This window comes from Sphingobacterium sp. JUb20 (genome assembly GCF_004342035.1).
GTDB lineage: Bacteria > Bacteroidota > Bacteroidia > Sphingobacteriales > Sphingobacteriaceae > Sphingobacterium > Sphingobacterium anhuiense.
Map to the genome: position 1 here is coordinate 182,405 of NZ_SLYV01000011.1, position 25,928 is coordinate 208,332.

At 38.1% G+C, this 25,928-nt stretch carries 24 protein-coding genes and 1 tRNA gene; 2 read left to right on the forward strand and 23 right to left on the reverse strand.

Annotated elements, in window-relative coordinates; genetic code table 11:
• The first annotated feature begins 32 nt into the window (after positions 1 to 32).
• A tRNA-Glu gene (locus EDF66_RS19010) sits at positions 33 to 104 on the forward strand.
• 138 nt (positions 105 to 242) lie between these two features.
• Complete coding sequence (locus tag EDF66_RS19015; RefSeq protein WP_132844349.1) at positions 243 to 2,159, forward strand: peptide-N-glycosidase F-related protein; 1,917 nt, start codon at positions 243 to 245, stop codon at positions 2,157 to 2,159.
• Positions 2,160 to 2,284: 125 nt separating this feature from the next.
• Here the strand turns inward: EDF66_RS19015 and EDF66_RS19020 are convergent, their stop codons facing one another.
• The 23 genes from EDF66_RS19020 to EDF66_RS19135 all read right to left on the reverse strand — a co-directional run bounded on the left by EDF66_RS19020 (position 2,285) and on the right by EDF66_RS19135 (position 25,917).
• Positions 2,285 to 3,394 carry an NAD(P)-binding domain-containing protein gene (locus EDF66_RS19020; protein ID WP_132844350.1) on the reverse strand — a complete coding sequence of 370 codons (1,110 nt, stop codon included), beginning with the start codon at positions 3,392 to 3,394 and terminating at the stop codon, positions 2,285 to 2,287.
• 65 nt (positions 3,395 to 3,459) lie between these two features.
• Positions 3,460 to 3,978 carry a hypothetical protein gene (locus EDF66_RS19025; protein ID WP_132844352.1) on the reverse strand — a complete coding sequence of 173 codons (519 nt, stop codon included), beginning with the start codon at positions 3,976 to 3,978 and terminating at the stop codon, positions 3,460 to 3,462.
• Positions 3,979 to 4,288: 310 nt separating this feature from the next.
• A complete protein-coding gene (locus EDF66_RS19030; RefSeq protein ID WP_132844354.1) occupies positions 4,289 to 5,062 on the reverse strand; it encodes an enoyl-CoA hydratase/isomerase family protein in 774 nt (257 codons plus the stop codon).
• 5 nt (positions 5,063 to 5,067) lie between these two features.
• Entirely contained in the window at positions 5,068 to 7,605 is a 2,538-nt protein-coding gene (locus EDF66_RS19035; RefSeq protein ID WP_132844356.1) for a DUF5686 family protein, read from the reverse strand.
• Positions 7,606 to 7,732: 127 nt separating this feature from the next.
• Positions 7,733 to 9,112, reverse strand: a complete 1,380-nt coding sequence (locus EDF66_RS19040; protein WP_132769959.1) for an NADH-quinone oxidoreductase subunit N — start codon at positions 9,110 to 9,112, stop codon at positions 7,733 to 7,735.
• 36 nt (positions 9,113 to 9,148) lie between these two features.
• Positions 9,149 to 10,594, reverse strand: a complete 1,446-nt coding sequence (locus EDF66_RS19045) for a NuoM family protein (RefSeq protein ID WP_132769961.1) — start codon at positions 10,592 to 10,594, stop codon at positions 9,149 to 9,151.
• Positions 10,595 to 10,619: 25 nt separating this feature from the next.
• Positions 10,620 to 12,539, reverse strand: a complete 1,920-nt coding sequence (gene nuoL / locus EDF66_RS19050; protein ID WP_132844358.1) for an NADH-quinone oxidoreductase subunit L — start codon at positions 12,537 to 12,539, stop codon at positions 10,620 to 10,622.
• 32 nt (positions 12,540 to 12,571) lie between these two features.
• Complete coding sequence (gene nuoK / locus EDF66_RS19055) at positions 12,572 to 12,901, reverse strand: NADH-quinone oxidoreductase subunit NuoK (RefSeq protein ID WP_132769964.1); 330 nt, start codon at positions 12,899 to 12,901, stop codon at positions 12,572 to 12,574.
• The gene (locus tag EDF66_RS19060; protein ID WP_132769965.1) at positions 12,901 to 13,398 is read right to left on the reverse strand and encodes an NADH-quinone oxidoreductase subunit J; all 498 of its coding nucleotides are present in this window, start codon (positions 13,396 to 13,398) and stop codon (positions 12,901 to 12,903) included. The genes nuoK and EDF66_RS19060 overlap by 1 nt, the downstream gene beginning before the upstream one ends.
• Before the next feature lie 10 nt (positions 13,399 to 13,408).
• The gene (locus EDF66_RS19065; RefSeq protein ID WP_021190697.1) at positions 13,409 to 13,921 is read right to left on the reverse strand and encodes a NuoI/complex I 23 kDa subunit family protein; all 513 of its coding nucleotides are present in this window, start codon (positions 13,919 to 13,921) and stop codon (positions 13,409 to 13,411) included.
• 12 nt (positions 13,922 to 13,933) lie between these two features.
• On the reverse strand, positions 13,934 to 14,974 hold the full coding sequence (gene nuoH, locus EDF66_RS19070; protein WP_132844360.1) for an NADH-quinone oxidoreductase subunit NuoH: 1,041 nt from the start codon (positions 14,972 to 14,974) through the stop codon (positions 13,934 to 13,936).
• Position 14,975: 1 nt separating this feature from the next.
• Entirely contained in the window at positions 14,976 to 15,989 is a 1,014-nt protein-coding gene (locus EDF66_RS19075) for a 2Fe-2S iron-sulfur cluster-binding protein (RefSeq protein ID WP_132769966.1), read from the reverse strand.
• Between the two features lie 27 nt (positions 15,990 to 16,016).
• On the reverse strand, positions 16,017 to 17,372 hold the full coding sequence (gene nuoF, locus EDF66_RS19080; RefSeq protein ID WP_132844361.1) for an NADH-quinone oxidoreductase subunit NuoF: 1,356 nt from the start codon (positions 17,370 to 17,372) through the stop codon (positions 16,017 to 16,019).
• Position 17,373: 1 nt separating this feature from the next.
• A complete protein-coding gene (gene nuoE / locus EDF66_RS19085) occupies positions 17,374 to 17,892 on the reverse strand; it encodes a complex I 24 kDa subunit family protein (RefSeq protein WP_132844363.1) in 519 nt (172 codons plus the stop codon).
• Positions 17,885 to 19,120 (reverse strand): NADH-quinone oxidoreductase subunit D, encoded by a 1,236-nt coding sequence (locus tag EDF66_RS19090; RefSeq protein WP_021190702.1) that lies wholly within the window; start codon positions 19,118 to 19,120, stop codon positions 17,885 to 17,887. Before EDF66_RS19090 ends, nuoE begins: the two co-directional genes overlap by 8 nt.
• A 20-nt stretch (positions 19,121 to 19,140) precedes the next feature.
• Positions 19,141 to 19,644, reverse strand: a complete 504-nt coding sequence (locus EDF66_RS19095) for an NADH-quinone oxidoreductase subunit C (protein ID WP_132844364.1) — start codon at positions 19,642 to 19,644, stop codon at positions 19,141 to 19,143.
• The gene (locus EDF66_RS19100) at positions 19,637 to 20,188 is read right to left on the reverse strand and encodes an NADH-quinone oxidoreductase subunit B (RefSeq protein ID WP_132769974.1); all 552 of its coding nucleotides are present in this window, start codon (positions 20,186 to 20,188) and stop codon (positions 19,637 to 19,639) included. The genes EDF66_RS19095 and EDF66_RS19100 overlap by 8 nt, the downstream gene beginning before the upstream one ends.
• Before the next feature lie 102 nt (positions 20,189 to 20,290).
• The gene (locus tag EDF66_RS19105) at positions 20,291 to 20,668 is read right to left on the reverse strand and encodes an NADH-quinone oxidoreductase subunit A (protein WP_031288696.1); all 378 of its coding nucleotides are present in this window, start codon (positions 20,666 to 20,668) and stop codon (positions 20,291 to 20,293) included.
• Positions 20,669 to 20,773: 105 nt separating this feature from the next.
• Entirely contained in the window at positions 20,774 to 22,492 is a 1,719-nt protein-coding gene (locus EDF66_RS19110; protein WP_132844366.1) for a tetratricopeptide repeat protein, read from the reverse strand.
• Positions 22,493 to 22,518: 26 nt separating this feature from the next.
• The gene (locus EDF66_RS19115; protein WP_132769980.1) at positions 22,519 to 23,454 is read right to left on the reverse strand and encodes a PstS family phosphate ABC transporter substrate-binding protein; all 936 of its coding nucleotides are present in this window, start codon (positions 23,452 to 23,454) and stop codon (positions 22,519 to 22,521) included.
• Positions 23,455 to 23,754: 300 nt separating this feature from the next.
• Positions 23,755 to 24,642, reverse strand: a complete 888-nt coding sequence (locus EDF66_RS19125; protein ID WP_132844368.1) for an energy transducer TonB — start codon at positions 24,640 to 24,642, stop codon at positions 23,755 to 23,757.
• Positions 24,643 to 24,678: 36 nt separating this feature from the next.
• The gene (locus EDF66_RS19130) at positions 24,679 to 25,233 is read right to left on the reverse strand and encodes an ExbD/TolR family protein (protein WP_021190708.1); all 555 of its coding nucleotides are present in this window, start codon (positions 25,231 to 25,233) and stop codon (positions 24,679 to 24,681) included.
• 24 nt (positions 25,234 to 25,257) lie between these two features.
• Complete coding sequence (locus tag EDF66_RS19135; protein WP_021190709.1) at positions 25,258 to 25,917, reverse strand: ExbD/TolR family protein; 660 nt, start codon at positions 25,915 to 25,917, stop codon at positions 25,258 to 25,260.
• Between the last annotated feature and the right edge of the window lie 11 nt (positions 25,918 to 25,928).

Here is a 25,928-nt window from a genome sequence, read left to right on the forward strand (position 1 = left end):
CGCTTATCTTTGCATCACATTAATAAACAAATGGCCCGTTCGTCTAGGGGTTAGGACGTTAGATTTTCATTCTAGAAACAGGGGTTCGATTCCCCTACGGGCTACGAAAAGCGACTTCAAAAGAGTCGCTTTTTTTATTGATCAAAATTTGAGATGCAAATAATGCCACACCTACCTCATTATAAGATTGCGTAAAACATCTTATCTTTATGCAGTTTCTTAAATAATATTTTTTCAAATTAATGAACATAAAATCTATCCTAACCCTATTTGCGCTCATCATCTGTTGTCGAGCAGTTGCTCAAAAACCAGCGATAAGCCACATTGTTACGCATAACCGTGCAACTATTATTTGCGATCCTATTAAAGGAGAAAAACCATACCCTGCATGGGGTCTATTTCCCAAAACAGATGCCTCCATCAGAAAAATAACCATGCACGTTACTCTGGGAAGCCCCGATAGCCTTCATACTGCCCACTGGGATTATTTGGATCATATTATATTGCGTCGCAAAGGCGGTGCAAACGCTCCTGAACTTTCCTATGAACTGGGTAGAATGCTCACGCCATATGGAAGTATTTACAACAAAGGATGGAATTGGAAATGGCAGGTCGATGTCACAGACTTCGCCCCGTTTCTCCGAGATAGTGTGGAAATTGTATATGTGCATTCAGGCTTTGAAGATAAAACAGTCGGTTGGGCGCTTACGATAGATTTTGAAATCTTATCAGGTCCTCCTGTTGTTACACCACTTGGTATAAAACCTTTATGGAATAAGGCCTATAAATACGGAGATCCCAACGAGAAGATTGAGGATAATCTTTTACCGGTAAATTATAATTCTACAGCTGGAGCGGCATTAAGCAGAATACGCATACAGCACACCGGTCACGGTATGGACAAACCACGTGGATGTAGTGAGTTTTGCAGCCGCTGGCGCGAAATTTCTGTGGACGGAAAAATCGTTGATAAACGTGATATGTGGAAAAAATGTGGCGACAACCCGCTCTACCCACAAGGTGGTACCTGGATATTTGACCGCGCGTACTGGTGTCCCGGAGACCTACAACAACCTGATGTGATCGATGTATGGACAAAGCCAGGTAGTCATCAAGTCTCTTTATTAATGGAACCTTATACAGCCACCGACAACATACAGGCTGCTGAAAATATAGCGGCATATTTGTTTGAGTACAGCGCCCCGAATCAAAAAACAGATGTCGCTGTGGAAGCTATAATGGTCCCCAATGATGAACAACGATTTTCCCGTTTAAATCCGGCTAGCTCAGACCCTCGTATAATGTTTAGAAACTTAGGATCAGACCCTGTTCGTTCACTAACTATTGTATATGGAACACAGGGTTTTCCGACTAAAACATTCCATTGGAAAGGAAATCTTCCTTTCAATCAAGTTGCCGAAGTGATACTCCCCGGTGAGATTCAGGAAAAAGATGGCGAAAATCTATTTCTTGTCACGCTTAATCAACCCAACGGAAAGAAAGATGCTTGGTCCGGAGACAATAACATGCAAACGACCTTTACTGCTGCACAGAAATTTCCAGCAACTTTTGTCCTACAATTATTAACGAATAATAAGCCTAAAGACAACAGTATTTTCCTTTTAAATGCTAAACAAGATACGATCTTTCAAAAAACCGCGGCGCAATTAGAACCTGTAACCCTATACACTGATACGATACGCCTCTCGGAAGGTAAACATTCACTACGTCTTGTCGATACTGCAGGCAATGGGTTACAATTCTGGGCACAGCCGGCAAATGGAGATGGTCATCTTCGCATATTTGATCTGAAAGGAAATTTGATCCATGCATTCGAAAGCGATTGTGGGACCGGTGAAATGTTCAGTTTCAATGCTGTGAAGGGGTTAGAATTCAATACCACAACAGGCAGATACGCATTCTCTCTCTATCCACGATCAGTAGTGGACCACACGCAATTGAATGTCGTATCGAATAAAGCAAGCGATATGACCGTTCAGATCACTGTGGATGGCACCGTATGGCAGAAACATGAGTATAAAGCTATTAAAAATGCCACATTCGACTATGATCTTAAACACCTCCCTGCAGGAAGAATAATTGTGGAAGTCTTTATGGATGGAATTAGCCAATTTAAAGGCCGCATCAACAAAAGATAATAGTAGGAAAGTAGTTACAATCTTCAACTTCTCCATCTAAAAAAAGCGACCTAACCGTCGCTTTTTTTAGATGGTATATACTTTCATAACATTTTGTATTACTCTTTGCTAAGTCAAATATTCGTTCACAACTTTAAATATGCAATTAACTCTCTTGCGGCTGCCCCTCCAGCACGATTAGCTCCAATTGTAGAAGCTGACGGACCATACCCTGTTAAGTGAATGCGTGGATCCTTTGTAACCTGCGTGGCCAGTCTTCCTGATAGCTCGATACCGCCCTTATCGTTGATCAGACTTAGTGGAGCAAGGTGATCCAGAGTATGCTTAAAACCTGTATTCCAAAAAATAACAGCAGCATCTAAAGTCGTCCCATCTTCCCATCTTACACCTGTTTCGGTAATCTCTTTAAACATTGGCTTACGATCAAGAACACCATCACGTAACATTTTTTCAATAGCTGGTGTAAGAGGCAAGCCTGTGACCGATACAACCGAGTTTGGAGCCAAACCTTCACGTACTCTTTTTTCTACGAGAGCAACAGCCTCCCTTCCCGCATCGGGAGTGAATTCATCTTTTCTAAAATTTACGGGTTTACGGGTTACCCATGTGGTCTGGGTAACCTGAGAAATTTCACCCAGTAGTTGAATGGCTGAAATTCCACCACCTATAACGATAACATGCTTTCCAACAAACTCATCCGAATTTATATATTCTCCAGTGTGCAACTGTCTTCCTTTAAACTTTTCCCACCCCGGATACTTAGGACAATTGGGAGTTTTCCAGGTTCCGGTTGCATTTATCAATCCGCGAGCACTAAATTGAATACCATTCGTATGTATCATAAATCGTCCATTACGCGCTGTTACTTCACTCACCCGAACAGGACGAATAATCGGAAGTTCAAACTTTTTTTCATATAGTTCGTAATATTTCGGAATAGCGGTATTCGCTTGCAGTGTAGTATCCGTGGTATCCACGGCATCCGAAAATCCCATTCCCGGCAAATCATTAATCCCATTGACATTATCAAGCGTTAATGAATCCCAACGATGTTGCCAAGCTCCACCTGCGGCAAACTCATCATCCAATACGACAAACCCCTTCCCTGGCTCGATTCCCAACTTTTTGAGATAATAGGCCGCAGATAAACCCGCCTGCCCTGCACCAATAACAATAATATCGACCTTGTAGAAAAGATCAGGATGTATATTTTTAAGTGTTTTATGAGCTTCCATTTTAATTATTTTTGATTTAATTTGGTCACTTTAGCCATTTTAGGGTTCATCACAGTTTATCATCTCTAAATATACAGCATGTAAAATAGGTTATTTAATTTTTTGGGACAAATTTCATCACTAGTATTATACCATAAAACCATGTTACCATTCCTAGAAAAGAAACTATAAGTATATATTAAGAACGCATTTAATTTCATGTAACTTTCATTTCGCGCTGTGGCGGAACGAATCTCCCGAGTGCCTGGTTCATTCCCCTGAGAGGCGAAATCGTTTCGACCTACGGCTGATTCATTTCCCCGCGTTGCAAAATCATTTCGACAACCGGCTGTGTCAGTTCCCCACATGGCAGAATCGCTTCGACCTCTGTCTGCATCAGTTCCCCAGGTGGCGAAATCGTTTCGACCTACGTCTGTATCATTTCCCCACGTAGCGGCATCATTTCGTCCTATGCCGAAAGCTTGCCGCCATAGTGCGAAGACACGCTCCCGTTGCGCAATAATGTTTAGATCAACATCGATCTCGACCACCTTCAAGACGCTATCGGCCATCTCTACCTTGGCGCCAACTTGCGATCCTTGCATCTTTTAAATTACCTTGGCTTCTATTTGTTGAGATACGACAGCATGGTCATCATGGTCACACCTGTCAATACGCGATACCGCGACGCTATATGCCTATAAAACAAATGTCCACAGAAGAGAAGAAAAATACTGCCCCAGCTATCATCATTCAGTTATCCATCAAACAAAGACTGATCATCCAAGCAAACGTTTTATGAACTACAGGCAAGGCAATGATTAGTCTGGTAACAGACCGGATGGATAGAATGATGTGAGACGATGATCAATAAATATAATAACTTAAAACGCGATATGAAGAAGCAAATAATAACTAGAAGTTTGGCTTTCTCTTGGTTAAAAAGGCATCAACACCTTCTTTAAAATCACGCGTTACAAAAAGTTCAGCAAAATGATTAATCTCCACCTGAAAGCCATCCCTTGTTTGTTCGTTTGATGCATTAACCGCATCTATTGCTGCTGTTACCGCCGTTGCTGATCTTGAAAATATACGTTCCAAAACCTCTTCCACTCGATTCATTAAATGAGCAGCATCCAGTACTTCATTAATAAGCCCGATTCTCAGTCCTTCTTCAGCACTGATCATATCGGCTGTCAGGATCATCTGTAATGCACGTCCACGTCCTACCAATTGCGTCAATCTTTGTGTGCCGCCATAACCTGGAAGAAGACCTAAAGAAACTTCTGGAAGACCCAATTTTGCGTTTGCTGAAGCAAAGCGCATATGACAGGCAAGCGCTAATTCTAAACCACCGCCTAGCGCAAATCCATTTATTGCGGCGATGACAGGTTTCGGTGATTGTTCGATCAATTCCGTAAAAATATAATGCCCCTTTTGTGATAGAAGTTTCGCTTCGGCCTCACTTAAATCTATAAATTCTTTAATATCAGCTCCTGCTACAAATGCTTTTTCACCTGCGCCGGTAATAATAATTCCTTTGACATCATGATCCTTCTTTGCTTCGACAAGCGTTGCTTCTAGCTCTCTCAATGTTTGTTGGTTCAAAGCATTCAACGCTGATGCTCTGTTGATTGTAATATAAGCAATATGCTTATCCACTTGATATAAGAGATGTTGATATTCCATAATTTCTAAAAATTTAAATGAAGTGATACACCATAGGTATCACGGGATACATTTGGATAATTTAAATACGTTAATCTTCTTTTATATTCAACTCGAAAAATTTTAAAAATATTGTCAATGCCTACTATTCCTTCCATGTAAGGTTGATTGCCCATAACCCGCGTTTTAACAAGACCATCGTCATCACGGTCAAACTGAATCTGATTTTCATTAAATTCCGGATTATTTCGATCACTGATTTGTCCATAGTAAAACTTGAAACCTGTTACTTCGCGCCACTTTAAACGTTGCAATAAAGGTATCCTGTTGAATATGTAGCCATCCCAATGGTGATAATAAGCAAGCTTTACAAAACGATCTGCAACAAATTCCATATTTGATATCAAATCAAAATTTTGCAAAGGACCCGATTTATCCGTTTGAATATCTGGCATCTCTAATAGTGGATAATAGACCGTGCCCCATATCTTACCAGCACTAAATTCGATATCAGCTGTTCCTGCAGGAGACATAAATATCTTTTTAAAGATCTTAAACCTCAAAGCATCATAACGTTGATTTGCATTCCAGAAACCATCTAGTCCTTTGTTATATTGCAAAGTCAGAATCGGAAATTTATTCCGGATCTGCGTTCGCTCTAAATTTCTATAATAAAACTGTTCTCCAGGTGCCCAACGTAACTTGATCTGTATATCATTTGTGTTGATCGCTGCAATCGTATCTGGCGAAGCGTTTCCTGTCACAAAAGACAAGGTCCCAGCGGCCTGTCTTTCATGTCTTGTCAACATGGTACTCACACTAAAATGATTTCCAAATTCAATTAAATGCTCAAGACGGTAGATATCATTCCATAACCATTTAGTCGGTTTATTCTTTCGAAAGGACTGAAAAAAACCATCGCCTTTCAGATAACTTAAACCTCGACCAGGTTCCATAACATCATGTTGAATCGTTGCCGATAGATAATGGGCAGGAAACTGTACGATAGATTTTCCATTTAAAGACTGCGCTACATTGAGGTAATATTTAAATTCCTGATCTCGTGTACCATAGGCAACATAACCCTCAAAAAAGAATTTATTCGAAAGCAATTCCGTTGTTCTACCCCCTAATCGAATTCTACTTCCTTCTATTTCATTAAAACTGTAGGTATATTCTAAAGGACCAAACTCAAATTTTCCAACATTATAATAACTTCTTACTAAAAAATATCCAATTGAGATTAATCGATTAATCGATTTCATTTCTGAAAGAGAATCAATATTGACGTAAGTCTTAGCTTCAGTTTCTGTAAGCGGCACTACTCTCACCCGATCCCATTGTACAGAATCTTTTTGTTCCAGATAGCGCTTCTCAATCGGAATGCCTTTAAATAGCTCATCATTTATCGCTTCATCTTTATATTTTGAGAAATAAGTCTCCTTTTTCCCGTACAGGGCATTCCCCTTATCTGTACCGAATAAGATCTGTAGGTTAGCGCGTTTTGGCAACATTTGTCCTGCAGGATGCTTTTCAAACTCAAGACCTATATTAATTCCATTGACCCAATTAATATTGGCCTCTTCACCAAGTTCCATTTCTGCGTAATAAACGGCATAACGGTCATCATCGGAGACCCATATTGATCCCTTAAACAACACGTCCATCTTTGATTTTGCTTCAAAATGTAATTCGATATAGCGTACACCATCTTTAACTAACGTATCCCTAATTGTATACTTATAATAAGAAGGAGCATTACCGGCTATCGGACTTAAAAAGGCTTTACTTATCAGCTGGATATTATTCTCGTAGAGATCAATATTTCGAAATTGATCTTGAAAATAACTTTGGATATTGGCATTATTGATATAACGCTTGTTTAATTCTGTAACCTTATGTCCAGTAATAATTTTTTTCTTCCGCGAAGGTTTAAATGTAGAATAGACTTCCGAGACACTTTCTTCTAAGAAAAAAGGTAAAATAGAACTACCAGGTATACTAACTGTATCTTTATTTTCAAACAAAAATCTTAATTTACCCGGCAATCTTCCTGGCTTTACTTTAAAATCTACCGTACCAAATTGTGATTTTTCATATTCCTCATATTGAATATGATTTAATCTAGAGATATGATTTTCATCCTTATGAGAAATGACATTTTCAATTAGTGCTAAGGCAGGATCTTTATACTTACGACCTTTGGCATTGACAACCACCTCTCCAATTTTATTGTCTTTGCCAAAAAGTAATACATTTAATACCGAATCTTGAACCTCATTAAGATCAATTAATTTAATCTCATAACCAACTGCCCGAAAGGCAATCTGGTCATATTCATTCCGGAGCACAATATTGAAATTACCAAGTGTATCTGCCGAAGTGCCTCCACTATGACCGCTCCAGGAGATACTAGCTAAAGGGATTCCTTTTCCAGTTTTACCGTCAATGACACGACCTTTAACATTTCGCTGCGCAAATCCTAGGCTTGTTAAAATACCCAGCACAACAGCAATAATAAAAAGTCTTTTTATTATAGTTATAATCGGTATTAAAAACTTCATGAATATCAGCAATTACTTATTCCTACTGACAATATACAATTTGTCTTTAAATTATAAGGCATGAAATCAAAATAAAAAATGCATAGTTTTTACAAACTATGCATTAAGTATATTAATTAACCTCCCTTTAAATTAACTCCATAAAGCAATTCGGATAGACTCCGATTAAAATCGTTAAAACAGTAGTAACAATAAATAGAATAACGTAATTGGCATTTATTAGTATAGTTTTCCCCTCTGCAGTCCTGAAATACATCGCTACAACCACTTTTAAATAATAATACACCGCAATCGCAGCATTTAAAACCGCAATTAGTAGTAATACAATATGGTATTGAGCCATCACTGAACTGAACATCATAAATTTGCCGATGAAACCTGCTGTTAACGGAATACCGGCTAAAGACAACATGGCAATAGTGAGGATTGCTGCTAAATAAGGATTCTTTTTCGCCAACCCATTGAATGATTCGAAATGATCTGAGCCAACAGCTCGTTTTACTAAAATCAAAGCTGCAAAGGCAGTAACAGTAGCCAAAGAATAAGAAGCTCCATAAACAAAAATTGAATTCGCAGAGCTAGCTCCAATACCAATCACCGCAAAAAGCATATAACCAGCATGTGAAATACTTGAGTAAGCTAACATCCTCTTAAATGAGGATTGCATTAAAGCTGAAAGATTACCAATAAATAATGTAAGCACGACAATTCCTAAAAATATAGGTGTCCAAAAATCTTGCAGTGGCAAAAGCGAAAAGGTAAATAATCTTAATAGGCCCGCGAAGGATGCTACTTTAACCACTGTGCTCATAAAGCTCGTAATTAAGATCGGTGCCCCATCATATACATCTGCCGTCCAGAAGTGAAAGGGAGCTGCACCAACTTTAAAAGTCAGACCGATAATCATCAACAACACTCCTCCGTAAAATAAAGGTGATATGGCACCCGGATGCGCTGTTACATAGTCTCTGATCATCATCAGATCAAAAGATCCGGATGCGCCATACAAGAGGGTTATTCCCAATAATAAAAATCCCGTAGAGAATGCCCCCATGATAAAATATTTGATCGCCGCTTCATTGGAAGCTGGATCTTTCTTACGTATTCCGACCAAGATATAAAGCGCAACAGACATGATCTCTATCCCTAGAAACAATAAGGCTAAATTGTGATAACTACTAACCAGAACAGCCCCAAGCAATGAGAACAACAATAAAGTATAATATTCAGCCACATGATCACTTGAAGACGTGAAATATCCTTTAGATAGTATAAAAACCAATATTGTCACGAAAGTACATAATATTGAAAAAGCAATAGCATAGTGATCAAATAAGATCATCCCATTGTATAATGGAGATGCATCTATTTTCCAATCTTTAATTAATAGTCCAATGACAACAAGCAGGCCCACTAAACCTACCGGTAATAATGATTTATTTGCCTTAAATAATCCTAAGTAAAGTACCAATAATGCTAATATTGATAATGTAATAATCGCCCCCATAATCGAATCTATTATTCGTAAAGTTTAAGTCTAAAATTATCTCCCTAGAAACGTAGCCAAAACGGATACAGACGCTGAAGAAATATGCAATAAGCTGTTTGGAAAAATTCCTAAATAAATAATCACTGCTGAAATGATGATCAAAGTATACAATTCGACACCAGAAATATCAACAAAATGCGCTGTTCTTTCGGACGTGGTGCCAAGCATTGTTTTTTGATATAAACGAAGCATGTAAACAGCTCCAAGAATTAGTGTCAATCCACCAAAAACAGCAAACCAAACACTATATTCATAGATCCCCTTCAAAAGCAAAAACTCTCCAATAAAACCATTTGTCAATGGTAAACCGATAGCTCCCATGATAATAATTAAAAATACGATGGCTAAGCGCGGCGCTTTCTTAGCTATACCGCCCAATTCTCGTAAATCTCTTGATCCGGTACGATCCTGAATAATATCCAGTACAAAAAATAATCCGACAACAGAAACTCCATGGTTGATCATTTGGATCATGGCACCACTCATTCCGGTGACATTCCAAGTAAATACCCCAGCACTAATTAGTCCAACGTGAGCAATAGAAGAATAAGCAATAAGTCGTTTCGAATCTTGTTGCTGTATCGCAATAATCGACGCGTACACAACTGCAAAAACACATAAAATCATAGCAAGCTGACCGTATATAGCAACCGCTTCAGGTACAACAGGCAAAAGCCAGCGCATTAAACCATAGACACCCATTTTTAACATAATTCCGGCCAAAAGCATCGTTCCCGCCGCAGGAGCATGTGTATACGTTGATGGTTGCCATGTATGAAAAGGGAAAATTGGAATTTTTATTGCAAAAGCAATAAAGAAAGCCCAAAATATCCACCGTTGTGTAGATGCTTCTAAATCTAGGGAAACAAATGAATGCCATTCAAAATCATTAGTCGCGACTTGCTGGTGTAGATATAAAATCGCAACCAGCATCAATAAACTGCCAAAGAAAGTATAGATAAAGAATTTCAAATTGACCCGGATACGGTCACCGTCTCCCCAAAGAGCACATATAAAATAGATCGGAATCAATGCAACTTCCCAGCCCACATAAAATGTGAAAGCATCCATAGCAGAAAAAACCAACATCAAACCACTTTGCATAAAAAACATTAAAGCATAGAAATTGCCTTTAAAGGCTTTCTTAAAAGTTGTGAGAACAATGAGTGGCACTAAAAAATTAGTCAGGACTAACAAAGGCAAGCTAATACCATCAACCCCAATATGGAAGTTAACACCAAAAGCAGTTATCCAAGGATAAGACTGTTCATAATTAAAGTCGCCTTCAGGATTGAATTGACAGATAAAAGGAATAGTCAGACCCAGCGTAATCAAAGACAGTACCAGTGCCCCTCTTTTCGCTAGTGTATGTTCACATACAAAGGACAAAAAAATAGCACCGATAATAGGAGTTAGAATAAGTAAAAATAGGTTATCCATTGATGATCAAATAGCTATTACAATGTTAAAAACTCAATAAACCGTATAAAAAGATGGCTATCGCTCCAACGACCATCAGTAAAAGATAGAAACCTACATTTCCACTTTGTAAAAGGCGAACTCCTTTTCCAGTCATAAAGGACGATTTACCAATTCCATTTACTAAACCGTCTATTCCTAAGCCATCAACTATTCTTGCTAGAAATACGGAAAGCCAATTAATCGGTTTTATAATTAATAATTCATAAATCTCATCCACATAAAACTTATGGTAAGAAAGTTTTGCAAGGCCTGTTCTGCTCACTTGATCATGTTCAGGCACCGATCCCTGCTTCACATATTTGTTATAGGCAACAAATGCCATAACCAAAACCCCTACTACAGAGACTCCCATTAACATATATTCAGTACTGTGGGTTATTGTATGCATTTCTTGCAAACTTGCTCCATCAGCAAAGACAGGAGACAGAAATGTTGCTAGCCAAGCCTGACCTCCCAATGCCTCAGGAAGATTAAGCATACCACCAAATATAGACAGTACAGCCAACACGATTAATGGTAAAGTCATGGATTTAGGCGATTCATGAAGATGATGTTTCTGCTCGTCCGTACCTCTAAAAGAACCAAAGAAAGTTAAATAAATCAACCTAAACATGTAGAAGGCAGTCATCAATGCCCCAATAAATCCCAATACCCAATAAACTGGATTAGCAGCAAAAGCATGAGCTAAAATTTCATCTTTAGAGAAAAAACCAGAAAATGGAGGTATACCGGAAATGGCGATAGTCCCGATCAGCATGGTCATATAAGTGATGGGTAAAGCCTTTTTAAGACCTCCCATTTTTCGCATGTCTTGCTCATCACTCATGCCATGTATCACCGAGCCTGCACCCAAGAAGAGTAAAGCCTTAAAAAAGGCATGTGTTAAAACATGAAAGAAAGCACCTGTAAATGCACCAACTCCTAATCCTAAGAACATATAACCCAATTGTGAAACTGTAGAATAGGCTAACACTTTTTTAATATCATTCTGTGTCAGTGCAGTTGCTGCAGCAAATAGAGCGGTACAAACGCCTATTATCGCAATGATCTGAAGCGTCAAAGGTGATAATACAAATAAGATATTTGAACGGGCAATCATGTAAATCCCTGCGGTGACCATCGTTGCTGCGTGTATTAAAGCAGAAACGGGAGTTGGACCAGCCATCGCATCGGGCAACCAGGTAAATAAAGGAATCTGAGCCGATTTACCGGTTGCTGCTACAAAGAGTAATAGCGTAATGGTTAAGATCGTCACATCTCCTACAGGAAAACTTTTTGCTGACTCAAACACGGTGGAAAATTCCAAAGATCCAAAAGTATTTAAGATAAAAAAGATCGCAATTAGGAAACCTAAATCTCCGATACGATTCATCACAAAGGCTTTCTTAGCCGCTGCACCATAATCACTGTTTTTATACCAAAACCCGATCAGTAAATAAGAACAAAGTCCAACACCTTCCCAACCAATAAACATGACCAAATAATTGGATCCCATGACTAAGATCAACATGAAAAAGATAAAGAGATTTAAATAAGCAAAATACTTTGCAAATCCTTCATCATGTTGCATATAACCTATCGAATAGATATGTATCAAAAAGCCAATTCCTGTTACTACCAATAACATAATCGCACTTAGAGGATCCACTAAAAAGGAAAGTGAAACTTCTAAATTCCCGATTTTAATCCAATCAAAAATATGTTGGCTAATCCTACCTGTTTCACCAAGTGCACGCGCCTCATAAATGGATACAAAAAGAGTACAGCTCAATAAAAACGAAATAAATACGGTACCACTACCGATAAATCCAACTAAACTTTTTGAAAGCACCTGTCGTCCTATTCCATTGATGACAAAACCAATCAACGGCAATAAAGGAATTAACCAAATTAAATCACGCATAGCTAATATCTTTCTTTTTTTAATGCTTTAAATTACCAACGAAGTTTATGTAGTGATTCAATGTCTATCGACTTCGTATTGCGATACACCATAATAATAATAGCTAGACCCACCGCCACTTCGGCTGCTGCCAGAGCCATAATAAAAAATACAAAAACCTGTCCCGAAGCATCACCATGATGAACAGAGAATGCCGCTAATAAGAGATTTACTGCATTTAACATCAATTCAATTGACATCATCATAATGATAACATTACGACGTATCAATACTCCGATCACGCCAATGGCGAAAATCAATCCACAAAAAATCAAATAATGATTTATAGGAACACCTTGTAATTGTTGAACTGCTGTTTCCATTATATTTTTTTTGGTTCTTTTTTCCCCAATAATACTGCTCCAATAATAGCCGTTAACAAAAGAATTGAAGACAATTCAAACGGGAGCAAAAACTCTTTAAATAATACTTTTCCCAAATTTTTCACTAGCCCAATATCAGGATCTTTAGCGACCAATGGATTGGAGATGTCAAAAACTCGTAATGCACCAAAAAGAACAACAACAAGACAACAACCTGCAATAACACCCATCATTTTTACAAGATTTGATTTCATGGGTTCCGTATCCTTATTCAGATTCAGTAACATCAACACGAATAGAAAAAGAACCATAATAGCCCCCATATAGACGATAAAATTAACCGCAGCAAGGAATTGTGCATTAAGTAAAATATAATGAATGGTAAACGTGAAAAACGTAATCACAAGATATAAAACACTATGCACAGGATTTTTCGTGAAGATGGTCATCAGCGCGAAAAAAATCGATAAGAAAGCAACTAAATAAAAAACAGTCATAGGTTTGTGGTTAACTATTCAATTTTGTAATATCAAATTTTGGCTCTACCAATTTATCCTTACCATAAATAAAATCTTTACGAAGATAATCGGCAGTAACATGTGGACCATCCAAATAAATGGCTTCTTTAGGACACGCTTCTTCACATAGACCACAAAAAATACAGCGCAACATATTAATCTCATACACGGCGGCATATTTTTCTTCACGGTACAAATCCTTTTCTTCGTTAGTTCTCTCGGCAGCAGTCATAGTAATGGCCTCCGCAGGACAAGATAGGGCACATAAACCACATGCTGTACATCTTTCACGTCCCTCTTCATCTCGCTTTAAAGAATGTTGCCCTCGAAAGTTCTTAGAATAAGGACGCTGTTCCTCTGGATATTTAACAGTTGGTATTTTCTTAAAAAAATGCTTTAGAGTAATGGACAAACCTTTTATAATAGCTGGAAAATAGATCCGCTCCATAAAATTCATTGGTTGTTGTGCCAAAACTTTTTTTCTATTACTTAATGGTTGCATAACGGTTCCTTTCTATGAAAAATATGTATCCTTAATCAATGTAATTATTCCCGTCAACACAATATTTGCAATTGCTAAAGGAATCAGCATTTTCCACCCTAAATTCATCAGTTGATCGTATCGGAATCGTGGCAAAGTCCAACGCACCCACATAAAGAAGAAGATAAATGCAAATATTTTGACGAAAAATGCGAGAACGCCTATAATCGTTATCCAATTCTCAGACAGTCCTAAGTCGTGCATGAAAGGGAAGTTATATCCTCCGAAATATAATGAGGCCATCAATGCTGAAGACACAAACATATTGATATATTCTGAAAACATGTACAGTCCCAGTTTCATGGAAGAATATTCGGTATGATAACCTCCGACCAATTCGGTCTCACATTCTGGCAAATCAAAAGGAACCCGGTTACACTCAGCAAAAGCACAAACCATAAAAATGATAAATCCTAAAGGTTGCGACCAAATGTTCCAATTCAAAAAACCTGATTGCTGGGCAACAATATCTCTTAAAGATAGCGATTGCGTCACCATTAAAAGTGCTATAATCGAAAGCCCCATAGCAATCTCATAACTGATACTTTGTGAAGCCGCTCTAACAGCTCCCATAAGCGAAAACTTATTATTGGAAGCCCAGCCACCTAACATAATACCATACACGCCAAGTGCAATAACACCAAACATATAAAGAATGCCCACATTGACATCGGCAACCTGCAGTGAAATAACGCGATCACCGATCGTTAACGATTGCCCCCAAGGTATCACAGCAGAACTAATGCAGGCAGTAATAATAGCGATCGTGGGTCCAAGAATAAACAAGGCTTTGTGCGCTCCGGCGGGAATTATTTCCTCTTTAAAGAAAAACTTACCACCATCACATAAAGGTTGTAATAAACCAAATATTCCCGCTCGATCAGGACCATAACGATCCTGCATAAAGCCGGCGATCTTACGTTCTGCCAATGTTGAGTACATCGCAATCACAAGCGTGATCACAAAAACTAAAGTAACAAGGACGAATTTTTCTATGACAAATGACAACTCCATATTATTTCAATTTTTCTGTTCTAGCCAACTGTTCTAAATTTTGTTCCTGCAGTACAGGATCTATTTTGATAACAGCTGGTGGATTAAAGCGTGTATAATGATTAGATGCAATCACGGACTGGTCACTAATTGGGGTAGGTTCCTCTAACTTCCAATCGATGGTTTCTTTTTTATCATACCGACAGGTATTACAAATAAATTCTTCTACCTCTCCAAACTCATCTTTGCGTGCAGTGACACGTATCACGTCCGGTCCTTTATACCATAAAGTCACCTTGCCCGAACAAGTTGGGCAATCGCGATGAGCATCTACCGGTTTTGTAAACCAAACCCTATTTTTAAAGCGGAATGTTTTATCTGTTAAAGCCCCCACAGGACAAACGTCAATTACATTTCCTGAAAAATCATTCTCTACAACATTTTGAATATAAGTTGAGATTTCGGAATGATCTCCGCGGCCAATGATACCGTGCACGCGTTTATCAGTAATCTGATCTGCAACAAACACACATCGATAGCACAAAATGCATCGATTCATATGGAGTTGAATTTTATCTCCTATATCAATACGTTCAAATGTTCTTCGATCAAACTCGTATCGCGTCTGCGCAGAGCCGTGCTCAAAACCTAAATCTTGCAATTTACATTCTCCAGCCTGATCACAAACAGGACAATCTAGAGGATGATTAATCAGTAACATCTCCACAATCGCTTTTCTTGCTTCCACAACATCTGGAGAAGTGATATTCTCTACTTCCATTCCATCCATCACAGTCGTACGGCAGGATGCGACCAACTTAGGCATGGGACGTGGATCTTTTTCAGATCCCTTCGAAACTTTAACTAAGCAGGTACGGCATTTACCACCTGTACCTTCCAACTTAGAATAATAGCACATAGCTGGAGGAACGATATCGCCACCAATTTCACGTGCTGCATTCAAAATTGTTGTTCCTGGCGCTACTTCTACAGGAATACCATCTATAATAACTTTCAATTTTACCTCTTCTGCCATCTTCGTATCGCGTTTATCACAATCTAATTAAGAAACAATCGGTACTAAAGGATCTGCATAATGCGCCAATCCAAAATTACGAGTCAATGCATCCTCCGGATGATTGATATGCCATTCAAACTCATCTCTAAAATGCCGTATGGCCGCAGCCACTGGCCATGCCGCAGCATCACCTAACGGACAGATCGTATTTCCTTCAATACGTCTCTGAATATCCCAAAGCAATTCAATATCAGATAAATTGCCATGTCCCATCTCGATCTTGTGCAACACTTTCTCCATCCATCCTGTTCCTTCTCTACAAGGAGAGCACTGCCCACAACTCTCGTGATGATAAAAACGACTAAAATTCCACGTATTGCGCACAATACACTGATCCTCATCGAAAGCAATAAAACCGCCTGATCCCATGGAACTTCCTGTTTGGAAACCTCCATCAGCCAATGATTCATAAGTCATTAAGCGGTTATTGCCATTTGCTGTTTTTAAAATTAAATTCGTTGGTAAAATAGGAACTGATGAGCCACCGGGGACTACCGCCTTTAACCTTTTCCCATTTGCGATGCCACCACAATACTCATCTGAATAAATAAATTCTTCTACAGATAAGCCTAAATCAATCTCATATACACCTGGCTTTACTAAATTTCCACTGGCCGAAATTAATTTTGTTCCTGTACTCCGCTCTATACCTATCTTCGCATATTCTTCTCCACCATCATTAATAATCGGAACAGTAGCGGCAATCGATTCAACATTATTGACTACTGTAGGACAGCCGTATAATCCTGCTATCGCGGGAAAAGGAGGCTTTATCCTCGGATTTCCTCTTTTACCTTCCAAAGACTCCAATAAGGCAGTCTCTTCACCACAGATATAAGCTCCAGCTCCCGGCTGTACATAAATTTCTAAATCATAACCTGACCCCAAAATATTCTTACCCAAAAACCCTGCAGCTTTCGCCTCCTCAATGGCACGTTCAAGAATACGGATCTGAGGCATCATTTCACCTCGAACATAGATATAAGAAGTCTTAGCTCCTAAAGCATAGCTAGAGACAATCATTCCCTCCAACAAAGCGTGAGGAATATGTGTCATCAAATAACGGTCCTTGAAAGTACCTGGCTCAGATTCATCTCCATTACACACTAAATAACGAGGAACACCTTCCGGTTTTGCTAAGAAACTCCACTTCATCCCAGTAGGAAAACCAGCTCCACCTCTTCCACGAAGGCCTGATTTCTTAACTTCTTCAACAACATCATCAGGGGACATCGTTTTGAGTGCTTTTTCAACCGCCCGATATCCGCCATGTTGACGATAAACATCAAAAGTTTGAATCCCTGGAACATCAATATGTGTTAACAAAAGTTTACGCGCCATATTATTTAGTTTTTGAGCTTAAATCATCTATTAATTGATCAACACGATCTTCAGTTAAGTTTTCGTAGAAAGTGTATTCAGGTCCGATCTGTAAGACAGGTCCATAGCCACAGGCTGCTAAACACTCGACTCCTCTCCATGAAAACAATCCATCGGCCGTCACTTCTCCTTCTTTAACACCCAATTTATGTTCAAGATGGCTCATAATACGTTCCGCTCCGACCAGGCAACAGGGACCAGTTCTGCATATTTCCAAAACATACTTCCCTTGTGGTTGCAATAGATACATCGTATAAAAAGAAGCAACTTCATAAACTTCGATAGGCTCAATACTTAAATAATGAGCGATCTTATCCATAGCATCAGGACTTAACCACCCAAACTCCGCTTGTACTAAATGCAGTATAGGAAGCAATGCCGATTTTTGTCTCCCTTCCGGAAAACGTCCCACTACTTCAGCAAATTGATTTAGCAATGTTGAAGAAAACTCAACATATTCATTATTTTTTATACTAAGCATCTAATTCTCCTGCAATAACGTTAAGACTACTCATATTAAGAATCGCATCCGAAAGCAACATTCCTGCACTCATCGGAGCAAACATTTGGTAATTGACAAAGGAAGGCCTTCTGAAATGTAAACGATAAGGGGTACGACCACCATCGTGTACCAGATAAAATCCCAATTCTCCATTGGCACCTTCGACAGCATGGTAAACTTCAGCCTTAGGGGTATCAACTTCTCCCATCACAATTTTAAAATGATAGATTAATGCTTCCATATTGGTGTACACCTGTTCTTTTGGAGGTAAATAAAACTCCGGTACATCAGCGTGAAAAACTCCCTTAGGTTCTTTCTCTATTTTAGCTAAAGCCTGTTCAATAATGCGTAAAGATTGCCACATTTCTTCATTACGTACCATGTAGCGATCATAAACATCTCCTTTTGTACCTACAGGAATATCAAAATCGAATTCATCATAGGAACAATAGGGGTTTTGAACCCGAATATCATAATCCACACCTGTAGCACGTAAAATAGGGCCAGACCAGCTATAATCTAAAGCTTCTTCCGGCGTAACGGCCGCAATTCCAGATGTTCGCTCTATAAAAATTCGGTTTCGGTCAAATAGCTCCATAAATTCTGTCAGAACCGGAGGAAATCTTTTTAAAAACTCTTCAATCTTTGCAAATGCAATGGCATTAAAGTCTCTTTCAAAACCACCGATACGACCAATGTTAGTCGTTAAACGGGCTCCACATATTTCTTCAAAAATTTCATATATAAACTCCCGCTCCTGCATAACATACAAAAAGCCTGAAAATGCCCCGGTATCAACACCGAGAATACCATTACAGATAATATGGTCAGCAATACGAGCCAATTCCATTACGATAACCCGCATATACTGGACTCGCTTTGGAATCTCAATTTTTAATAACTTCTCAACGGTCATATGCCAGCCCATATTATTAATGGGGGCAGAACAATAATTCAATCTATCGGTGAGAGGCGTAATCTGATAAAATGGTCGATGTTCAGCAATTTTTTCAAATGCCCGATGGATATAACCGATTGTTGAAACACCGCTAACAATACGTTCACCATCAATTTGAACTACATTTTGAAATACACCATGAGTCGCAGGATGTGTAGGACCAATATTTAAGGTTATTAACTCATCCTGGGGATCATTATCATCGTAAACAGGTTTATTTGGGGATATCTTGGTAATATAATCGTTCATAACTGGTTTCCTTTCTAACGTTAACGTCCAAAATAGAGATCTTTCTTGTCTACACGGTTGGGGTCTTCTAAAGGGTATTCCTTCCGCATAGGATAAACCTCCATCTCATCTACATTTAATATCCTCCTTAAATCTGGATGTCCTAAAAACTGTATACCATAAAAATCATACGTTTCTCGCTCCATCCAATTTGCACCTTTCCAAATGGTAGTTGCCGTAGGAATTTCCGGATTTTGTCCGTCTATCGCCACTTTAATCCGAATCCGAATATTATGCACGAGGCTATTGAGATGATATACCACTTCAAATGACTGTTTCTGCTGCGGATAATGAACTGCCGTAATATCTGTCAAGTGAATAAACTGCAATTCCGCATCATGTTTCAAAAAAGTCAACACAGCATAAATAGCATCAATATGTACATTCACTGTTAATAGATCATAGTCATCAGCCAATTGTGACACATCAGCACCGAATGTAGACCCTAACTTCTCCCACAAATAGGTATTATCTATCTTATTCATAAGTTTCAATTCCGTATTTTTCTAATAAAGCGCGGTATTCAGGTGTATTTCTCCTATTCAATGATTCATTTTTAACAATATCCTGCAAGCGTAAAACGCCGTCTAATATTGCTTCTGGCCTCGGCGGACATCCAGGCACATATACATCAACAGGAATAATTTCATCGATTCCCTGTAAGACAGAATAAGTATCAAAAATCCCTCCGCTTGAGGCGCATGCACCAACCGCAATCACCCAACGAGGTTCAGCCATTTGCATATACACCTGCTTTAAAACAGGAGCCATCTTTTTAGCAATGGTTCCCATCACCAATAACATATCGGCTTGGCGAGGAGAGAAACTTGGTCTTTCTGCGCCAAAACGAGCAAGATCATATGTTGAACCCATTGTAGCCATAAATTCGATCCCACAACAAGAAGTAGCAAAAGGCAAAGGCCATAAAGAATTTGAACGCGCCAAACCAATCGCTTTATCCAAACTCGTGGCAAAAAAACCAGCGCCCTCAACTCCCGGAGGTGCTTTGGCCAACTTAATATCGCTCATGGAAATATAATTTAAAGTGGTTTACAGTTGTGTGCTATCGCACATATCAAAACTAACATTTTCTAGATAAAAATCAAGCTGTTAGCGCAATTTAGAACTATTCTAATCCCAGCTCAAAGCTTTCTTTTTAATGACATAAATGAAGCCTAAAAGCAACATGGCCATAAAAATAAACATCTGGATCAAACCTTCAAATCCGAATTCTCGAAAATTAACTGCCCACGGATACATAAAGATTACTTCGACATCAAAAATGACAAACAGAATAGCAACAAGAAAATACTTAATCGAGAAAGGCTGTCTTGCATTTCCAACAACTTCAATACCCGACTCAAATGAACTCAGCTTATTTGCAGTTCTTACTTTTGGGCCAATGAGATGTGTGATGATGATCGTTCCAATACCAAATCCAGCAGCAACAATGAGCTGAAATAAAATTGGCAGATAGTCAATAGGTGCATTCGCACTAACTTGCTCCATATCAAAAATGTTTATATTGGTAAAACCTAAATTTAAGAAAAAATAGCCTAAAATCAAAAAAGGGGAGAACAAATGTTCTCCCCTTTTTATTTTAAAATACTAAGTCTATTTAATACCTTCTAAATAAGATTTAGCATTCTCATTTTCAGGATCTAATTTCAATACTTCTTGGAAACTAGCTTTTGCTTTAGCCATTTCATTTTTACTGTATTGGAAGAAACCAATATAAGTGTAAGCATCGATTAAATATGCTTTATTTTTCTCTTGTGTGCCTCTTTCGTTGATAACTTTAATTAATTTTTCGAAAGGAGCCACAAAATCACCTTTTGGAGTTTCCAAATTATCCGTACCTAAAGCAGAGAAAGCTTTGTAGTATAGCGCTGGAACCAAGTATTTTTCTAATATCTCAGGTTTATTCGCATTTTCGATAACGGTTAACTGTGCTTGCGATTTTACAAAAGCGGCAACAGCTTGATCTTTTAAAGCTTGATCAGTTACATTACCTTCCTCATCCTTACTTTCCTGATCCTTTTTAAAGCCAATTTGGTAATTACCTTCTCCAGCATAATAATTAGAATCGAAGTAATAATCAGTATCAGGATATTTAGCAATAATTTCAAATAATGCTACTGCAGTTGCAGTCTCTTGATCTTGATATTTTGCAAATGCTGTTTCAGCAACTTCTGCTAACAATTCTTTATCTTGATCAATTGCTTTTTGAATAAATACAATACCCGATTCAACTTTATTATTAGCGACATCAGATAAACCTGCATACATATTATCCAAAGGAATTACACGTAGAGGATCCATTTTTGCAAACATCTTTTGGATATTCTCAGATGCTTTAGCGTAGTCTTTATTTCTAAAAGCATTGTATGCTAAATAACGATAGATCTTAGGATCTACATCTGGATTTTTCGCTAATTCTTCAGAAACTGCTCCTAACTCATCATATTGTCTAGCATAAACCAAGAAATCGGCATAACGAATCTTTGCTTCCAAAGAGTTATCACCATTAACTTCTAAATACTTTTTATATTGCTCAACACCTTTTTTATTTAATTCCACATACTTCTCGTCAGATGTACCAGGTGCTTTTGACCACATATTGTAAGTCTCCGCTAATTCACGGTAAGTCGGAGCATAAGTAGGTGACGCTGTAGTAATCTCTGTCAATTGAGCAACAGCCTCATCAAAAGCTTGTGCACCACGAACAATTACTGCAAGTCCAATTTTAGCGCGAGTTGAATTCGGATCCAAATCAGTTGCTTCACTATAACTTGAGTAAGCGCTACTTGCTTCCTTCAATCCTCTATAAGCATCTCCTAATGCCAACGGAATAGCGGCATCTTTAGCATTCTTTGCTTTAGCTTGTGTTAAATAATCCAAGGCTTTTGCATAGTCTGGCTCTGGCGCCTTAATATAAGCACGACCAATTTCCAACAATTCTTCGTAATCTTTTTTCTTTAAGTTTGCACTAGCTGCAGAAAATTTAGCTTCAGCCGAAGCCTTATCTTTTTTCAACAAATCAATGTAGCCTAAACCAACGTTATTAATCTGTGATTTTGGATCAGCAGTTAAACCTTGATTGAAGAAAATTGCCGCAGAATCAGGCTTATCATTGACTAAATAAATCTGACCTAAATAGAAGTAATTATCACCAACCTTAGCTTGTTTACTTACTAATTGTTGCAAAATTGTTTTTGCTTTACCGTAGTTTTCTGTTTCAATAGCCGCTCTAGCATCCTTTAAACTTTGTGCACTTGCTGTGCCAACAGAACCTGCTAATAACAGACTAAATAATAATTTACTGTTTGTCATAATCTATTGTTGTACTATTTTATACTCTAATTTAAACTGTTTTCTTCTCTAATAATAATATCACGTCCTGGCATTGTTGCAGGTAAAAGTCCAGCTTTTAAAAAAATACGCTGACCTCTATCTCCTGTCAAAAAGGCACTAAAGCCCAGGCCTAAGCCCATGTTCGGCTGATAATTCAATACATATATAGGTCTTGTAAAAGGATATACACCTAAAGATATATTGGATTGCGAAGGTTTGTAGAACAAACCGTCTTTCTTAGCTCCTAAAGCATTTTCTACGCTCAATGTACGAATTTTATTCAATAATTCAGATTTTTTTTGAGTCATATCCAATATCCAGTTGAAACCTACAATTCCGATACTTCCTTTATTCTCACTCACATATTTGATGACATCAGTATTATTCTCTAAGGCAGAAATCGCTGTTGGATCAATTTTATCGATAGATAGATATTCCTTTAAAAATCGTAAAGTACTTGAGTTTGCATTATCAAAAACTACTTTGTACTTACCTTTAAGTGTGCCGTTTAACAATGATTTAACGTCAGAAAGTGTGATGATAGTATCTGCATCACTAACATTATTTATCAAAGCGATTGCATCACTCCCTATTTGATATTCCTTTGGAACAATTTTTCGGTCCTTAAAATTTTTCCCCTCAGCAGCTGTCAACTTACGTGTTAAAATAATCACATTTGAAGTGTCCGCCAATAACGCATTTATGGCTTTAATTTCAGGTTTGGCCAACAATTGTATGGTAGCATCTGAGTATGAACTTTGAAATACATCAACCTGTTCTTTAATGATTGGATACAAGGTCTCATCAACAAGTACATTTACTTTACCTCGTAGAATATCCTCACTGGGAGCTGTTGGAGCTTGCTTGCCATTACGATTACAACTCATCAACATAAAAACTCCAGAAATTGAAAATAAAATTATTTTTAAGCTGTTTTTCATAGGGCAATCATTTAATAAATAGGTTGCAAAAATTAAGGCAATTCTAATTTCGTAATGAGGCTAGTTAAAATTACTTTGCCACAATCTAACGAAACGAAGGAAAGAATAAACAATCAGAACAACTCCAAACAATGTTCTATAAGTTGGGTTGATGTCCAAGGGTAAATCTTTCCAAAAAATAACCAGTAAGCCCAGCCCAAAATACAGGCCAAACATAAATAGTCCTAAAATAGACAGAAATCGCTTTATAGGCGATTTCTGTCTGTAATTTGTATTATTCGAATTAAAGTTCGCCACTAATTACTGATTTTGTGTGTTTAAGCGAATAGGTAATGTATAAGCTACACGAACAGGACGACCATTTTGAATACCTGGTTTCCATTTCTTAGCTTTTTTCAACATTCTAACTGCGGCATCACCAGTTCCGTATTTAAGATCGCGTTTTACAGAAATATCTGTTAAACTACCATCTTTTTCAACAACGAAAGATACTTCAACAACACCCATGATGCCATTTTCTAAAGCTCCAGAAGGATATTCATATGTTTCTCCTACCCACCTCATAAAAGCAGCCATACCTCCAGGAGGTAATGGTTGAACCTCTACGGCGTTGAAGGAGATTAATCCATCTGGATCACCATTTGGATCACCTTTCTTAACACCTGTAATAGCACCATCTTGCTTTTTAGTACCGAACTCACCGCGCGCTACTGAAGACCCCGCTGCGCTACCTTTTAAAGTCAAACGAGCAGGAGTTTTTTTATCGTCCTTAAACTCTTCTTGAGCAGCAACTTCTTCTTTCACCTGAGCAGCTGGTGCTACCTTAGGTTCTGGAAAACGTACCAAATCTTCTTTTGGTATATCCATCGCCACTTGCTGAGGCTTCTCTTCCTCAATTGGAAGTGGCTCTTCTTCTTCTGGTTCAGGTGGCTTAATCTCCTCCAAATCTTCTAAAGTCACTTCAGTAACAACTGGAGGGGCTTCAACAGGTTTATCAGGAAATAAGCTACCTCCAAATAATCTAAGAAGACTTAATAGTACCACGGCAACAACCACAGCCAACAAACCTACGTTTGTAGCTTTAGGAGCAAGTTTACGAAGCTCGTAAGCACCATACTCTTTGTTTCTGCCTTGAAATACTACATCAAGCCATTCCTTTTTAAAAATATCTAATTTTGACCCAATCATATTTCTCTAGTTTTCGTGATTTCTATAATAACTAACTTAGTCATTATAAATATTATCACGTTTTAAAACATCTATTTCTTCAGGACTAATCTTCGCAATCATATAACGCTTAATATCTACAATCTTCATCTCATCAAGAATATCAACAAGATCTTTCTGTGTAGACATATCGCTAGGTCTGATAATCACGATTACATCTTTTCCGCCAGAAACACGAGGAACGTAAGCTTTTTTCTCAATTAAAACCTTGCGTATTCCATCTGCTCCGAAACCTGTAACCGTTGGACCTTCAATAGGTGCTTTTACCTGTCCATAATACCAAGAAACTTTATTGTCAGATCCTAATAAAATCGTTACGGAACGGTTATCTGCTGTTAGTACTTCAGATTGTTCATCCTTAATTTTATTTTTATCAGGCATCGCAACGTCCATTGCTTGTGGTTTATTTAAAGACGTAGTTAACATGAAGAAGGTAATTAATAAGAATGCTAAATCTACCATGGCTGTCAAATCGACTTTACCACCGTTTTTCTTAGATCTTACTTTTCCGCCTTTGCCACCCTTACCACTGTCTTGATTTAATTCTGCCATTTATGTCTTTTTATTAAATCAACATTATTTATCTTCAGCACGTAAACCAGTAATGAAACTGAATTTATTTTGCTTTTGATTACGTAATGTTTCGATTACCGCATTAATTGAAGGATACTTTTCCGTTGCGTCAGCTCTGATAGCAATTTTCAATGGTCCTGGATAAACAAAATCCTTTTCCCCTTCTTTTGCCTTATTTACCTCTTCTGCAGCTAAACGTGCTGTTTGTATCCATTGGTATAATTCATTAGATAATGTTTCTGTACTATCGACAGGAATACCATTCTGAACACCAGGCTCAAGACGTTTGCTTGGCTCCATTGCCAACACTTGCTTGATCGCTTTCATAGGAGTACCGACATTTTCCATCAACGCAAACTGGTCGTAATCTTGTTGAGAAAAGTTAACGCCATATCTTGATGACATTTTCTCTAAAGTTTTAACCCTAACATCGCGGTCTGTCGCACCAAAAAATATTTTACCTTTATCCCCAACCGTAATAATACCTACGTTTGAATCTGGTAATTTATCTTTCGTGGTAGACGCCGGCGTATCAACCTCGAATGCTTCCGGTTGTTTCGCTGTAGATGTCATTACGAAGAATGAAAGAAGCAAGAATGATACGTCACACATCGCGGTCATATCAATGGATGTACTGGCTCTTTTTATTTTTGCTTTACCCATTTTAAACTTCT